This is a genomic window from Shewanella amazonensis SB2B (assembly GCF_000015245.1).
In the GTDB taxonomy this organism is placed as follows: domain Bacteria; phylum Pseudomonadota; class Gammaproteobacteria; order Enterobacterales; family Shewanellaceae; genus Shewanella; species Shewanella amazonensis.
This window is the reverse complement of the sequence record NC_008700.1, coordinates 765218-780642: the sequence shown is the minus strand read 5'-3', so window position 1 is coordinate 780642 and position 15425 is coordinate 765218. Positions and strand designations below refer to the sequence as shown.

Sequence of the window (15425 nt, the reverse complement as noted above, 5' to 3'; positions counted from 1 at the left end):
TTTACTGACACCCAAACACCAAAAAGAGAAACAGAGACAGCCGGGTTGCGGCGTTGGTTTTCTGACGTTTTTCCGGCAACTGAAATCACCGTATTTGGCTCTGTCTACAAATTGAATTCCACAGGGCTTTCGCTTACAGTGGCAGGCCTAAAGAACCCAGGTTTTACAGGATTTTGTTCTTTAAAGGTGAAGGATGCTGAAATATATAACTATGATAATGAGCCTTGCAGTGTTGGGCGCCAACGCCAACTGTAAAGGCAGTACAGAGCTCGGTGCTGTGAATTTCGACAAAAACAGCTCCTACTTCGATGCGGCGGGCACTGCGACCCTGAAACAACTGCTTGAGACCCAACAAACCAGTGCCGACACAGGTAATGGTTATCTGTTGCTTGAATTTGCATTCAACCGCAATGCCGGTGACGATGAGCTGCAAAAATACAATATGTGGCTCGCCGAGCGCCGTATCGAGAGGGTAAAAAGCTACCTAATCAACGCAGGCTTCGGCGCTATGATGGTAAGCCGTATTCGTACGGCGGTGGATACCGAAAGTCGCGCCCTGGCATTGCAATGGTGCAAGGCAAGTGATGAAGACCAAGGCCAAATGTTGGCCGATGCCTCGGTCGCCGAACACCGTCTTTGAAATCAAAGACCTTGTCAGTGAACCAAGAGGCATCTTGATCTCAATTCCGGTGTTTTTCTGATGTGTTTTACAGTTTTGAAAGCATGATTTAGTCCGCCATGGGGAATTCAGTAAAGTAGAGTCAGAGGTTTTGTCTTTGCTTCCCACCACAGGTGGGTCTGGAGGCCATATGGTCCGCGCAATCTTGCTTTCATTACTGATGCTCCTGTCAGTTCCGGCATTTTCAGCCACAGAAGATCTCTCCACATCGCCGGTCTGGCATCAGACCGATGCCGATGGCAAACCTGTGGTAAAGCTCTACTTTTTCTGGTCCAAGACCTGCCCTCACTGCGCCGAAGCCCATCCTTTTATCGATGCATTGCCAGAGCAGTATCCCTGGATTTCCCTCGAGTCTTATATGATCACGGCGCCCGGTGCCCGGGAGAAATGGCAGACCATTGCCAAAGCCACAGGCACGGACACCCGTTCTGTGCCCTTTTTTGCCATTTGCGGAAAAGCCAGCGTGGGTTACAGCAGTGCGGATGTTACCGGGCAATATCTGGTCGGACGGCTAAAGGAATGCTATCGCAGCCTTGGAGGCACAGTCGGTGATGATGGTCCGGCCATACATACAGCCAGCACAGGTGAGCAGCCACTGTTTGGCACCTGCGACTCTTCATCTGAGGCGGGTACCTGTGACTTGGGTGCAGAGGTCACTGCCAGCAGTGATGTGCAGCCGGTTGAGCTGCCCTTTATTGGGGTAGTCACACCGGACCAGTTATCACTGCCGCTGCTGACGCTGGTTCTGGCTGGTGTAGATGCCTTTAATCCCTGCGCTTTTTTCGTGCTGCTGTTTTTGCTGTCCATTATGGTCAATGCCAAGAGCCGGAGTCGTATGCTGGTCGTCGGCGGCATTTTCGTGTTCTTCTCAGGCTTTATTTACTTCCTGTTTATGACCGCCTGGCTCAACATGTTTGAACTGCTGGGCGCCGATGGCGATGGTGGTAACATCATTCTCGCTGCGGGTTTGCTGGCACTGGTGGCCGGTACCATCAACGTCAAAGACTTCTTCTTTGAGAAAGGCGAAGTGACCTTATCTATGTCGGCCGAAAAGCGCACTGGCCTGATTAAACGCATGGGTAAGCTGTCCAGCGCCAGCTCCATGACCGCCATGATATTGGGCACCACAGTGCTGGCGATTCTGGCCAATGCCTACGAGCTGCTGTGCACTGCCGGCTTCCCGATGATTTATACCAGTGTGCTGGCCATGCACGAGCTGCCCGCAGCCGAGCGGTATTTTTATCTGGTGATGTACAACATCGTCTACGTGATCCCATTGGCACTGATTGTGCTGGTGTTTGCCCTGACACTGGGTAAACGCAAACTGAGCGAGAAGGAGGGACAAACCCTCAAGCTGATGTCAGGCATCATGATGGTGGGCTTGGGTGGCATGCTGGTACTTGATCCCACCTCACTGCAAAATGTCGTGCTGGCGGTTGCGCTAATCCTGGGTTCCATCGGCATTACCAGCGTATTGATTATTGGGCGAAAGTTACTTACCGCCCGTCAAGGCTGAGACCTGGGGCGCCACAATCCCTTGCAATGGGCCCTTGCAATGAGCAGCCGTGGCGCTAAAGTTTACTGCATGGTGGCCGATAAGCAGGTATCGACCACATGCAGTCTGGAGGAATTTTCCGTCGATGAGCATCAACAGCATTGAACCCAATCTCAGCCATGGCGCCATCGGTGTTAAGGTGGCACAACTGGCTAAAGATCAGCAAAAAGTGGAAGGGCAAATTGCCGTCGATCTGATTGCTGCCGCCACTGCGCCGGCTCCGAAAGCCGAACCCGTTGGCAACATTGGCCACAATATCGATACCACCGCCTAAGCCCGGAAGCAGCCGCCTAGCGCGTCCGCCGTCCAGATAAGGCTTCATTCAAAAGCGCCTGTTGCTCTGCATCCTGGCGCTTTTACTTTTCTGCGGCCCGAGTCTCCATGTATTGCTCAACCTGCCGCTCACACTGGCGCCTGTCACTGTGGGGATCATAAGGGTCAGTGTCGGTGCGTAAATCACACAGCGCCTGAGCACAGCCACCTGAAAAAGAAGCCAACATCAGCACAACTGCAATCCGGGGCTTGGGTAGCATCCGAGGCTTGGGTAGCATAGTTATCATCATTCTTGCTCCTATACGCACAGTGGCTGACATAGATATCAGGTACAGGCTGAATTGAGCCTGACTGACAAGTAAAATTGGCTCATACAGAGCAGCTTTACAGCGGGCAAAGCCTAGCCTGTACTAGCCTTGCAGACAAGAATTGGTTATCCGTCATTCTGGGCGTAATTTTGCATTTGCTCGCGAATAGATTTGAGAATGACGTGCTTGATATCCTTTATGTTTTTACTCTGCTGGCACCAAAGTGAAATAGGTAATTTCACGCCTTCAAACATCATATCGACCTCGAGAGGCGAAATACCATCAACTGCCACCCTTGACTCAGAAAGAGCCTTGGGCAACCAGGCCCAACCCAGAACAGAGAAAGATTCAACACATACCGACACAAGGCGTGCCTTCACACAGGCTGGGACAGAGACGACAGAGGGTGGAGTACGCTTGGTGTTAAAAAGCGCACCTCCACCCTCTGTTTCCGCGGTTCAACGTTAAAGCTTAAATTGAGACGTGGCGCTTTGCAGCTCTTCGGCAAACTCTGACAATTCCGACGAGACCTGATGCACTTGATCCAGAATACTCAGGGTTTGTTCGAATGAAGCATTCATATCCACCACATTATCCACCACCCTGGAGGCCACCTGAGACTGTTCATCGGTTGACCTGGCAATATGGGTGTTCATGGCATTGATACTGACAATTTGTTCTTGAATCGTCTTGAGTGCCAACCCCGTCTTCTGGGCATGCTCCTCGTTCTCACTCGACTTGGACATGGCCACCGTCATGGTACTGACTGACGACTCTGCGGCGCCCTTGAGCCTGGTCAGCACCTCACGAATTTCCTTGGTGGCATCGGCGGTTTTCGAAGCCAGAGCACGCACTTCGTCTGCTACAACGGCAAAACCTCTGCCCTGCTCTCCGGCGCGGGCAGCCTCAATGGCCGCATTCAGTGCCAACAGGTTGGTTTGCTCGGCGATGGAGGTGATGACATTCAGTATCGAACTGACACTTTCAGTATCTTTTGCCAATTCATTAATGGCGTTGGCCGCATGTTCAATTTCGCGGTTCAACTCCAGGGAGATGTCCATGGTACGCTGCACCACCGCCATCCCGTCCATGGCTTCACGCTCTGCTATTTGCGCTGCATCTGCCGCCTGACTGGCATTATGGGAAATATCAATTACCGACAGCCGCATCTCTTCCATAGATGCCTGAACGGTTTGAGCATCATGACTCTGACGCTGGGTAGCGCCCGTTGCCGTTTCCATCTTGTCTTTCAAATCATGGGCGTTGTTGAGTAACGGCGAGGTTACATTCACCACCCTCTGGATTGAGCCTGCCAGGAGTCCCAAAAAGCGATTGAAGTTACCGGATACCTGCCCGAGTTCGTCCCGACTGCTGGCTGGTAGTTGGTGGCGCAAATCTCCCTTGCCATCGGCGAGTTCACCAAGGGAATGGGCCACCCCTTTAGCACTGGCGCTGATAGCACGGGCGATGGATATGGTCACTATGGCCATAAACAGCAGCAGCACCACTCCCACCACCATGGTCAACCAGAGACTGTTTTGCGATCTGTCTGCTGCCTCCTTGATGGTATTTTTGAACTCCAATACCTTGGCCTGCTTGTATTGCTGCACATGACCCAGCAGGGTTTCATACACAGCGGACTTTTTCTGACTGATGGCGCCTATGTTGGCCATGTCTGCAGTTCCATCCAACATGCTCTTTGCCAGGCCAGAGGTTATTTGGTTATAGCTGGCGAGCTGCGACAGCATCTGTCGAAGCGTGTCGGTTTCTTTTATGTCTGAGCTCTGTAACAACGTAAGGTTGGCGGCAAGGTTGTCATGCAGGCTGCCGGCTTGCTCCAATAGGTCTTCATCGGCAAATGACACCGCCTGGGTGTATACCTCCTCAAGCCGCTGCACCAACATCAAATTTTGGTTGGCCAGTTCAACCCGCTGGTAAATCTTCTCTTCCATAAATCCCAGGGTTTCGCGATTTTTATTGATAGAGACCAGACTGATGGCCAGATTCACCGCAAAGATGATCACCGAAATGATGAAGATGACACCGACTTTTTTAAAGATGGGAAGGTTATTAAACCATGTCATAGACAACCCCTTGAAAGGGGTGCCGACCTGGGCCGGCACCGCCAGTTAGAACTCAGCAACCACCTTTACCGAGCCATTTACCTGACTACTATCAATATAGCCAATAATGTTGGGGTTGGAGGACACCAGCCCCAGCACTTCTTCGGCGCTGGCCACTTCCTTGGGGGGCGTACCCTTTCCTGTAAAGACCTTCTGAGACCAATACGACTTGAGCTGACTGGATGACTTGCCAAGTACGTTGCTGTCGAAGGTTTCCCGAATCGGCCCGGACTCTATGTTGACCGGCACCGCCTGACTGCCGCCGGGGAAGGACTTTGTTTTTCCCAAATAAATATTCTCAATCGCCTTTTTATCAATAGCGTCACCATTAGCAGGATGCACTATCACGGCAACACCGGCCCAGGCCTGCATGGCGGTCAGGCATAAAAGGATGGCAGAAATCACGATTTTCATGGCTCTCTCCTAAAATACCAGGTCTACGCCCAGGCTGATTGACTTGGAGTCCCCGGCAACCCGCCAGGAGTCGTCGGTACCGGCTCCGGTTCCGTCGTCTTGCACATCGTCATATTGAATTTTAAAGGCCGCGGATGGGTGGAAATCCCAGCGCAGCCCGACTGAAGTGGTGTTGTGGATTTCACTGCCATCATCAAAGTCGGAATAAGATACAAAGGGCATGAAGTCTTTAATGCGATAACCCAGAGTGACCAAATAGGTATCGAGATCCGAGTCTTGAAGCGTCAAGCGATTGATTTCAGTCAGCACCACCAGATTGTTCCAATCGATGTTGACCGACAAACCATAAAATTTTCCATCACGCTCGGTTTCTCCGTCCCATTCCACCTGTTCACCACCAATGTAGCGCTCGTTGGTGTATTGCATATGGGTGAGACGAATATCCAGCCATTCATAGTTAAGCTGCACCACTACGCCGCCTATGTCTTTCCAGATTTCCCGGGTGGACTCGCCGAAAAAGAATTCCGACAGCAGCTTGTTGGGCTCATCATCTTCGCGGCCAAAATACACCTGACCAGTCAACGTCCAGTCCCCTATCAGGTAGTTATAGAGTGCACTCACGCCGGTATAGTTAAAAATCTGCCAGGTGTAATTGTCTGCTGGTGGCCTAATCCAGGGATAGGCGTAGCCCACATCAAAGAAATCGCTGTAGTAGTACAGCGGCAGGCGCTTTTTACCGGCCTGCACTGTCCAGTGTTCATTAAGCTCATAGGAGAGATAAGCCCACTCAAAGCTGGCAGAAAAGTCGTCGGCCCCCCGGGAGACGATTTGCGCCGTCGCGGAAAGTCCGTCCAATAAGTCAGCAGAAATTTGCAGGCCAAACAGGGTGTCGGGTTCGAAGCTGAACTCCTCTGTGTAGGCGCCCACCAGGGGATAATCGGCCAGAAAGGTAGGTTCGAGTCCAAACTCCTCTACCCCACTGCCTTCCAACACCTTGCCACCGACTACAGAGGCAAACCCGGATATATTAATCTCAGCCAACGCCGGTGTTGAAAGCAGCAGCGTGCCAAGGCAGATAGCCAATTTGTGCTTCATACAAAACCCTTTATTTGTCAGGTGTATCCGACTTTAAGCTTAGGCTTGAGTAACAAATTGACAACTTTTAAGACAACTTTTATGAACAATATCAAAAAATGCCTGTCTAACCGGCCTTATCCCCCGCTGGCGTAACCGTTTGTACATAACAGTTACGGCCACTTTCTTTGGCCCGGTAAAGCGCGGCATCACTTGCCTCCAACAAGGCTTCAGCATCCATTCCCCGCTGCCACTGAACCAAACCCTGAGAAACAGTAATATGCGAAGCAACCTGAGAATCCGGGTGAGGTATGGCCGCTTTGGCCAGGAGTTTCGCAATACGATTGGCCACTTCCACTGCGCCTGTTAGTGTGGTTTCTGGCAGCAGCACCGCAAACTCTTCACCGCCATAGCGCACAGCAAGATCCCTGGGTCTGGCAGCCACATCCGACAAGAGTTGCCCCAGTTGCCGCAAGCAGTCGTCACCGGCCTGGTGTCCGAGCGCATCATTGAGCCGTTTGAAGAAATCGATATCCAACAGAATAAGGCTTAACGGATGCCCGGTCCGGGTCGAGGCCCGAATTTCCTGATCCAGAATTTCATCAAAATGGCGCCTGTTACTGAGGCCAGTGAGACCGTCCAGCAAGGCCATGCGGCGAAAATGCTTGAGCAACCGCCGTTTTTCCACATTGCGCCGCACGGCCTTTTTAAACCATTTAAAAATCACCCGCTGGGCACTCATGATGATCAAAAACATGAACAGAGTACGCAGGACAGTAAAGTAAATACTTTCCGGGTAGACTTCGTAGCGATAAAAAGCTGAATAAAGTAAAAAAGGCGCTACCGTCGCGGCAGTCAACTTTATACTGGGAAAGAGCGCCACGGCCATGGCCAGGCTGAGCACATCACTGAGGGTTTCAATGCCCGGCAACACCAGCAGACCCGCGCTTCGCAGCAACGACATGGATATCAACCAACTGATGACCAGCGCCGCTAAAAAGAAGAGGTTCCATAGTAGGTTTCTAGACCAGGGAACCCTGGCGAATCTGAGCCCCAAATACAGCAGGCAGAGAGAGCCCGGCAGCAGCATCATGGTAAACGCCGTATCCAACCCCAAATTCAGGCCGGGTTCCAAGGCGATATTGAGACCAACGGCAGTCAGCAGCACCAGGCTGGTAAAACTCAACCATTGAAAGCTTGCCAGCATGTATTGGCGCGATTCGTCCTTAAGCGCTTCATCAAACGACAGTGATTCTTTATCCACTAAGATTTCCGATACTTACGAAGATGATGGAATGACTATAGCATGTGCAGCGCACCATTCTAGGTGTACGCAAGCATGAAGAAGACACAAAAAAGCCGGCAAAATGCCGGCTTTTGCGACGTGAGCTATCAGGCGGCAGCTGAAGCATCTGCCTCGCTGTGACGGATGAGGTAATCAAACGCCCCCAGGCTCGCGGTAGCACCACTGCCCATGGCAATAATGATTTGCTTGTAGGCAGAGTTGGTCACGTCTCCCGCGGCAAATACACCCGGCAGCGAGGTTTGGCCACGCTCATCCACTATGATCTCGCCGCGCGGGGTCAGTTCCAGTGTGCCCTTAAGCCACTCTGAGTTGGGTACAAGACCAATCTGTACGAAGATACCCGCCAGCTCAACACTGTGTACATCACCTGTAGCTCGGTCGGTGTAGACCAAGCCGGTCACCTTGTTGCCGTCACCCACCACCTCGGTGGTTTGTGCCTGGGTGATGATGTGGATATTCCCCATAGAGCGAGCCTTGCGAACCAGCACCTCATCGGCGCGCAGCTTGCTGTCAAACTCCAGCACAGTGACATGCTCAACTATGTTGGCCAGGTCGATGGCAGCTTCGATACCCGAATTACCGCCACCTATCACGGCAACGCGTTTACCTTTGAACAAGGGGCCATCACAGTGAGGACAGTAAGCCACGCCGCGGCCACGGTATTCTTTTTCACCGGGCACATTCATTTCACGCCAGCGTGCACCGGTGGCAATCAGTACAGTTTTACCCGATAACACAGCACCATTGGCCAACTCCACCTGATACAGACCGTCTTTGGTCAGCTTGAGAGCCTTCTGGTTTTCCATCACATCCACTTCGTAATCGCGAACGTGGGCTTCAAGGTTTGCCACCAGCTTGGGGCCTTCAGTGGCTTTCACTGAAATAAAGTTCTCAATGCCCACGGTTTCAGCCACCTGACCGCCAAATCGGTCGGCAACCAGACCGGTACGCAAGCCTTTACGGGCCGAATAAATGGCGGCAGAGGCACCGGCGGGGCCTGCGCCCACTACCAATACTTCGTAAGGGGCTTTCTCACTCAGGGCATCGGCTTCTCGGGCTGCAGCCTGGGTATCCACCTTGGCGAGAATCTCCTTCAGGCTGATGCGACCCTGGGAAAAGAGTTCACCATTAAGGAACACCGAGGGTACGGCCATGATCTGCCGAGATTCCACCTCGTCCTGAAACAGGGCCCCATCAATCATGGTGCTGCTGACGTTCGGATTCAGCGCGGCCATCATGTTCAGAGCCTGCACCACATCGGGACAGTTTTGGCAGCTCAGGGAGATAAAGGTTTCAAACTTCAGGGTCTGTGGCAGCGCCTTGATTTGTTCAATAACAGCCATATCCAGCTTGAGGGGATGACCGCCTGTGTGCAGCAGTGCCAACACCAACGACGTAAATTCGTGGCCCATGGGCAAACCGGCAAAACGAATGTCGGTCCCCTGAGCATTGGTTACCTGCATTTCAGGGGTGCGCTCGAGCCTGGCCTGGGTCACTGAAACCAACGGAGACAAGGAGGAGATGTCATTGGCCAGGTCGAGCAATTCCTGAGATTTTTTGCTGTCATCGGCAGACACCACGAGTCTGACGTCTTGCCGTAGATTTTGCAGATAGGTCTTAAGTTGCTGTTTCAAATCCGCGTTTAACATGGTGGCTCCAGATGCAAGCAAAGATAAATAACGCTGAGAAAAGGCTCCGGGCCAAATCAGGGGGAGGCCCGGAGCAAGGGGTGATGCGGGTTAAGGCTTAGATTTTGCCAACCAGGTCCAGAGATGGAGCCAGAGTTTCATCACCTGGCTGCCACTTGGCTGGGCAAACTTCGCCATCGTGAGTAGCAACGTACTGGGCAGCCTGAATTTTACGAACCAGCTCGCTGGCGCTGCGGCCGATGCCCAGGTCGTGGATCTCAGCCACTTTTACCTGACCTTCTGGGTTGATTACGAAGGTACCACGCAGAGCCAGACCTTCTTCTTCAATCATCACACCGAAGTTACGGCTGATGATACCGGTTGGGTCAGCCACCATTGGGAATTCAATCTTGTTGATGGTGTCAGAAGTGTCGTGCCATGCCTTGTGGGTGAAGTGGGTGTCGGTAGACACTGAGTACACTTCAACGCCCATGGACTGCAGCTTGGCATAATGGTCAGCCATGTCGCCCAGTTCAGTTGGACATACGAAAGTGAAGTCGGCTGGGTAGAAGAACACCACAGACCACTTGCCCAGTAGATCCTGCTCGGTCACAGGCACGAATTCGCCCTTGTGGAAAGCAGTGGCTTTGAATGGCTTGATGGTGCTGTTGATGATGGATTGAGTCATGTTTTGCTCCTTTATAAACAAACGCTTGGTTCAGTGAATTTGTCAGGGCAATGGTTGTATGCCCGTCGATGGAGAGCATATTAGCCAAGGACTTCAATCATTGATAACGGATAAAAACTATCACCTTAATCGATTTTTTATTTGAACCAATCGAAAAAAGGGAAAGCCCAAGTTTTCCCTTTTTCGTTACGCATCAATCAGTGCCGGGCCGCATTGGGGTCAATCAGCACTCTGCCCGGCCAACCAGTGACTAAGTAAACGCACCCCAAAACCGGTGGCGCCTGCCGGGCTCAGTGGTTTTTCCGATGAAGATAACGCATTACCGGCAATATCCAGGTGCGCCCAGGGCACATCTGCGGCGAAACGCTTTAGGAACATGGCGGCAGAAGAGGCACCGGCACTGCCTTCGGCGCCGGTATTTTTCATATCCGCGATGTTGGACTTGAGTTCATCGCCATAGGCCTTATCCAGCGGCAAGCGCCAGAGCTTCTCACCCACGGCGGCGCCGGAGGCAGTCAAACCTGACACCAGCGACTCTTCATCACTGAAAATACCCGCATACTCCCGGCCCAAGGCGCGCACTTTGGAGCCGGTGAGGGTTGCCACATCAATCAGCACCCTGGGCTGATAATGGGTTCTGGCATACCACATGCCATCAGCCAGAATGAGCCTGCCTTCGGCATCGGTATTCATCACTTCCACCGTCAGGCCCTGCGCGGTACGCAGCACATCGCCCGGACGCAGGGCATCACCGGAAACCATGTTTTCCGCCAGCGGCAACACGGCCACCAGATTCACCTTGGCCTTTTGCATGGCCATGGCTTTAACCGTACCCAAAATGGCAGCAGCGCCGGCCATGTCTGATTTCATGTGGGAGATGGAATCCCCCGAAGCCTTGATGTTGTAACCGCCCGAGTCAAAGGTAATGCCCTTGCCGACCATGGCGATGGGAGCCCCTTTGGCACCTTCCCAGTGAGCCACCACAAGACGCGGCCCACTCTCGCTGCCCTTACCGACACCGGCCAGGGCGCCCATGCCCAACTTTTCAATGCCTTTGGCATCCAGCACTGTCACCTTTACGCCCAGGCTCTTGAGCTTACGGGCCTCGGCGGCAAAGTCTTCCGGGGTCATATCCCCTGCGGGGGTATTCACCAAATCTCTTGCCAGCACCACCCCTGCATCGACGGCAGCTAAGCGGGCATATTCGGTGGCTGCGGCTTTGGCGTCGGAGAGGGCGAAGCTGAGTTCACGTTCATCCTGCGTCTTATTGGTATAGCGACCAAATTGATAACGTTTCAAATCAAAGCCATGGGCAACTTCTGCTGCCAGATTGGCTGCGTCCGGAGCACCCTCAGCAATCAAGGTAATGCGGGTGTCTTTGTGAGCCGCGATCTTGTCGGCGAGCTTGGCCCCCAGAGTATTGAGTTCACCATCAGTCAGCTTGCCATCACCCAGCCCCATCACCAGGATCCGGTTAAGTTGACTACCGGCAGGGGCAAGCACTTCCAGCATTTCCCCTTCGCCACCGTCGAAACCATTTACCTGCATGGCACGCTCAAGATGCGTCAGGCTACCGTCGCTCAGCACGCGCGCACCGGGGAAGTCAGTATCCTTCACCTTAAACAGCACCAGGGTTTCGCCACTGGCAGTCAGCTCGGAGGAAAAGTTCACCTTATCGGCCATTGCAGGCAACGAGAGTAAAGAGGCGAACAGCACAGCAAGAGTGGATTTAGAGGTTTTCAGCATGAGAACACACCTTGTTATTATGGGACTGGCAAGAATAACAAAGGAGTATTCGAGGGGTAACCCGACCTTACGCCGGGTTAACAGAGACTTACAATTTTCAACGTCAGCTTAACCAGGCCGTCAGTCCAGCCAGGGGCCAAATCCCAGCGAAGCCTTGCCAACATTGAACTCCAATTTGGCTGACAATTCGGCCCTGGCTTGTTTCAAGCCATCTTCCTTAAGCACGCCCGGCGTTAAGGTGGCAAATACCACCCAGTTGCCGCCGCTGCTGAGGCTGCCATACACGTCGCAGAAGTGTTGCTGCAGTTGCTCGCGGACATCAAATCTCTGACGGTGTTCTTTCCAGCAGTTGAGCACCAACATACCACCGGGCTTGAGCAGTCTGACACAGCCTTGAATAAAGCTGTCGGTGAGCTGCTTGGCGTCGACACCATCGGCGCCGTACAGGTCAGCAAAAATAATGTCGACTTTTTTGTGGTCAGCGTCGCTGACAAAAACGGCGGCGTCGGCCTCAATCAGGTTGAGCTTTTTACCTATGGGGAGATAAAAATATTTCTTTGCAATATCAATCACCTCCCCCCTAAGCTCTACAGCGGTCAACTTAAGCGCACCGTCAAAGCGTCGCAGGGCATGTACCAGGGCGCCGCCCCCCAAGCCCAGTACGATGGCACTCTTGGGGCTGGCAAACATCAGCGACTCCAGCATCACCTGCACATAGGAGTGTTTGGGCACGTGGGGCGTCTTTTTGTTGAGCTTGCTTTGCTCATCGTTGTCGCCAAAGGCAAGAATGCGCGACTCGCCATTGTCGAGCACCCGGATGGGGCCAATAGCATCGGAAGTTTGATAGATAACCGAAAATTCAGACAAAATTTTACATCCCGGCCCCTGAATGGCCCTTCACTGGTCCCGGTGTGGCCCTTTAGAATAGGGGTTTCTGCCGAGATGTTTTCAAAGGGCTATTATGACAAACCAAATACTGCTTGCCTGTTTTTATTTGCTGGCTTTTTACATTATTCAGCGCAATCTCAAGCGGGTTATCAATGCGCTGGCCGAAAAGAAGCAGGTCAGCGCAGCCAGAACCAGCCTCGTCAGCCGCTTTTTAACGGCCGTATTGTTTTTTATCACTCTGTCACTGATGGCCGTGTCGGTGGGGCTGGGCTACCACGATGTCGCACTCTTCGTCTCATCAGCCTTTGCAGTGCTCGGCGTGGCCCTGGTCGCTCAATGGTCCATTCTCAGTAATCTCACCGCAGGCGTACTGATCTTTTTTGTGTTCCCCTACCGCATTGGCGATCGCATCAAGGTGGTGGACAAGGACGAAGATATCCGCGGTGTTATTCAAGAGATTGCCCTTTTTCATGTGCTTATTCAGCGGGATGATGGCAACCTCATCACTTACCCCAACAGTCAGATTCTGCAAAAATCGGTGATTAAGCTACTGAACCCCGAGGTTTATGACAACAAGGCCACTGAGGCCAAAACGTTGGATATCAAAGCCGTTGAGACCACATCGATGGCATCAGCCAAAACCGATGAGGCGCTTAAAGACATCGCCAAAGAAACCGCTGAGCAAAAGTCACAACCCAAGGCGCCCTAACCCGCCCCAAAAGAACAACTGCGTAAATTAACAAACAGAAAGAAAAAGCGGCCTCTTGGCCGCTTTTTCTATTAGAGGGTTCGCTGGAACAGCGCTATGGCGCTTTGGTACATTACCAGCGCCAGTGCCGGGTCGTGACGGGCATCGCCGTCCCGCATAAAGGCATGCTCGGCATTCACTTCAAGCCAGCTGTGATTCACTCCGTGTTGCTCCAGATTGTGCTGGATGAGCCTGCGGCCCTCGCCCGGCACGTGGGGGTCCTGTTTGCCAAACACCATATAGAGTTCGCCACGAATATCGCGGGTACGACTGAGTGAGTCATTGCCCGGTTGACTGGGTATGGTGCCCGAGTGGATATCAGTGGCATACAGGCAAAAGGCCGCTGCCACATCCGGATTAACCGCAGCGCGATACGCCAGATGACCGCCAATGCACACACCCATGGCGCCAATTTTGCCCTGACACCAGGGCTGACGGCGAACAAAGTCCACCATGGCTGCGGTATCAGAGTCGTGGCTTTCGAGAGGCTTGGTAGCCTTGTCGCTGTTGCCCTTGTCTTTCCCCATATCATCGTAACCGAGCACGGTCCCGGCAGGGTTAAGCTCGTGAAAGATTTCCGGCACCAAGACAACAAACCCGTGCCCTGCCAGCACTGTGGCCATGCGGCTGATGGGCGCGGTTTCCTGAAAAATCTCAGAATAAAACAAAATTGCGGGATAGCTACCCGGCCCTGCGGGTCGATAAACCCGGGTGCCCATGGGGCCGGTGGCAGTATTGATAACATGGTGTTCGGCACAGACGCGCATCGGGACCTCCTGAAAGAGAAACTGCACTCAATCTAGCAAGCCCCGTTGCCGCTGTCAGCGCCGCGTATCAGAAAAGTTCGTTACCGCAGCGCTCACCGGCCAGGGCTTTTTGCACATTGGTCAGGGTCGTAGTCGCAATGGCGCCAAGCGCTTCTTCGGTCAAAAACGCCTGATGACCGGTAAAGACCACGTTGTGGCAAGCCGACAGACGGCGGAATACATCGTCTTGAATCACTTCGTTGGACTTGTCTTCGAAAAACAGCTCTTTTTCGTTTTCATACACGTCGAGCCCGAGGGCGCCAATCTGGCCGACCTTCAGCGCTTCCATGGCATCAAAGGCGTTCAACAGGCCACCACGGCTGGTGTTGATGACCATGACACCGGGCTTCATTTTGGCAAAGGTCTCGGCGCGCAGCAGGTGATGGTTTTCCTTGGTCAACGGACAGTGCAAGCTCACTACGTCACACAGCTTCAGCAATTCATCCAGTTCCAGATAGGGCACCCCAAGGGCTTCTACCGCAGGGCTGGGGAATGGGTCAAAAGCCACCACCTTGCAACCAAAGCCCAGCAGGATACGAATAGTCGCAAGGCCAATTTTACCGGTCCCTATGACACCGACGGTTTTGCCGTGCATGTTAAATCCCACCAGCCCTTCCAGAGAGAAATTGGCATCCCGGGTACGCTGGTAAGCTTTGTGAATTTTGCGGTTCAGGGTCAACATCAGGGCCACTGTGTGCTCGGCGACTGACTCCGGCGAATAAGCGGGTACGTTGACTACCGTCATACCAAGGTGTTTGGCCTCTTCCAAATCCACATTGTTGAAACCGGCACAGCGCATGGCTATGACGCGGGTACCGTTGCCATGGAGTTCATTCAGGACTTCGGCCGACAGCTCGTCGTTTACAAAGGCGCAAATCACTTCAAAGCCATAAGCCAGCTTGACGGTTTGCATGCACAGTCTGGAATCAAAATATTCAATATGAGCACCGAAACTGGCATTGGTGCGGTCAAAGTGCTGCATGTCGTAGTGTTTGGCGCTGAAGAATCCGATTTTCATGGTGGGCGTTCCTGGAAAAAGCCTGAATGGCCGCAGTGTAAGCCAAAATAAGCCGACTGTCGTTGCGCAAAGGGTGATGTGGATCACCTTTACTTAAAATCCGGGATAAGAAAAAGGCGGCCCGGTTGGGCCGCCTCAGACAGGGTATCATCACACCCACTGCGTGCTAAG

At 52.9% G+C, this 15425-nt stretch carries 15 protein-coding genes; 4 read left to right on the top strand and 11 right to left on the bottom strand.

Annotated features, from left to right (window positions below):
- The first annotated feature begins 193 nt into the window (after nucleotides 1–193).
- The 3 genes from SAMA_RS03330 (at nucleotide 194) to SAMA_RS03320 (ending at nucleotide 2508) form a co-directional block, all read left to right on the top strand.
- The gene (locus SAMA_RS03330) at nucleotides 194–640 is read left to right on the top strand and encodes an OmpA family protein (RefSeq protein WP_011758745.1); all 447 of its coding nucleotides are present in this window, start codon (nucleotides 194–196) and stop codon (nucleotides 638–640) included.
- Between the two features lie 169 nt (nucleotides 641–809).
- The gene (locus tag SAMA_RS03325) at nucleotides 810–2195 is read left to right on the top strand and encodes a TlpA family protein disulfide reductase (protein ID WP_011758744.1); all 1386 of its coding nucleotides are present in this window, start codon (nucleotides 810–812) and stop codon (nucleotides 2193–2195) included.
- A gap of 124 nt (nucleotides 2196–2319) precedes the next feature.
- A complete protein-coding gene (locus SAMA_RS03320; RefSeq protein WP_011758743.1) occupies nucleotides 2320–2508 on the top strand; it encodes a hypothetical protein in 189 nt (62 codons plus the stop codon).
- An 82-nt stretch (nucleotides 2509–2590) separates the two neighbouring features.
- On the opposite strand, the gene SAMA_RS03315 is transcribed toward SAMA_RS03320, so the two are convergent.
- From SAMA_RS03315 to SAMA_RS03270, 9 genes are all read right to left on the bottom strand, one after another.
- Complete coding sequence (locus SAMA_RS03315; protein WP_041409665.1) at nucleotides 2591–2797, bottom strand: hypothetical protein; 207 nt, start codon at nucleotides 2795–2797, stop codon at nucleotides 2591–2593.
- 482 nt (nucleotides 2798–3279) lie between these two features.
- Nucleotides 3280–4899 (bottom strand): methyl-accepting chemotaxis protein, encoded by a 1620-nt coding sequence (locus tag SAMA_RS03305; RefSeq protein WP_011758740.1) that lies wholly within the window; start codon nucleotides 4897–4899, stop codon nucleotides 3280–3282.
- Between the two features lie 45 nt (nucleotides 4900–4944).
- Nucleotides 4945–5352: a type 2 periplasmic-binding domain-containing protein gene (locus SAMA_RS03300; protein ID WP_011758739.1), complete on the bottom strand. Its 408-nt coding sequence runs from the start codon at nucleotides 5350–5352 to the stop codon at nucleotides 4945–4947.
- Nucleotides 5353–5361: 9 nt separating this feature from the next.
- Nucleotides 5362–6447 (bottom strand): porin, encoded by a 1086-nt coding sequence (locus tag SAMA_RS03295; protein WP_011758738.1) that lies wholly within the window; start codon nucleotides 6445–6447, stop codon nucleotides 5362–5364.
- A gap of 106 nt (nucleotides 6448–6553) precedes the next feature.
- Nucleotides 6554–7690, bottom strand: coding sequence for a GGDEF domain-containing protein (locus SAMA_RS03290; protein WP_011758737.1), 1137 nt, complete (start codon nucleotides 7688–7690; stop codon nucleotides 6554–6556).
- Between the two features lie 128 nt (nucleotides 7691–7818).
- The gene (gene ahpF / locus SAMA_RS03285; RefSeq protein ID WP_011758736.1) at nucleotides 7819–9381 is read right to left on the bottom strand and encodes an alkyl hydroperoxide reductase subunit F; all 1563 of its coding nucleotides are present in this window, start codon (nucleotides 9379–9381) and stop codon (nucleotides 7819–7821) included.
- A gap of 97 nt (nucleotides 9382–9478) precedes the next feature.
- Entirely contained in the window at nucleotides 9479–10048 is a 570-nt protein-coding gene (gene ahpC / locus SAMA_RS03280) for an alkyl hydroperoxide reductase subunit C (RefSeq protein ID WP_011758735.1), read from the bottom strand.
- Nucleotides 10049–10267: 219 nt separating this feature from the next.
- Nucleotides 10268–11794 carry a leucyl aminopeptidase gene (locus tag SAMA_RS03275; RefSeq protein ID WP_011758734.1) on the bottom strand — a complete coding sequence of 509 codons (1527 nt, stop codon included), beginning with the start codon at nucleotides 11792–11794 and terminating at the stop codon, nucleotides 10268–10270.
- A 120-nt stretch (nucleotides 11795–11914) separates the two neighbouring features.
- Complete coding sequence (locus tag SAMA_RS03270) at nucleotides 11915–12661, bottom strand: spermidine synthase (RefSeq protein WP_011758733.1); 747 nt, start codon at nucleotides 12659–12661, stop codon at nucleotides 11915–11917.
- A gap of 94 nt (nucleotides 12662–12755) precedes the next feature.
- Here SAMA_RS03270 and SAMA_RS03265 point away from each other — a divergent pair, with 94 nt between their 5' ends.
- Nucleotides 12756–13391: a mechanosensitive ion channel family protein gene (locus SAMA_RS03265; protein ID WP_011758732.1), complete on the top strand. Its 636-nt coding sequence runs from the start codon at nucleotides 12756–12758 to the stop codon at nucleotides 13389–13391.
- Between the two features lie 71 nt (nucleotides 13392–13462).
- Here SAMA_RS03265 and SAMA_RS03260 read toward each other — a convergent pair whose 3' ends face one another.
- Together SAMA_RS03260 and SAMA_RS03255 are read right to left on the bottom strand one after the other, a co-directional pair.
- The gene (locus SAMA_RS03260; protein ID WP_011758731.1) at nucleotides 13463–14197 is read right to left on the bottom strand and encodes a dienelactone hydrolase family protein; all 735 of its coding nucleotides are present in this window, start codon (nucleotides 14195–14197) and stop codon (nucleotides 13463–13465) included.
- 67 nt (nucleotides 14198–14264) lie between these two features.
- On the bottom strand, nucleotides 14265–15254 hold the full coding sequence (locus SAMA_RS03255; RefSeq protein ID WP_011758730.1) for a 2-hydroxyacid dehydrogenase: 990 nt from the start codon (nucleotides 15252–15254) through the stop codon (nucleotides 14265–14267).
- Nucleotides 15255–15425 lie beyond the last annotated feature (171 nt).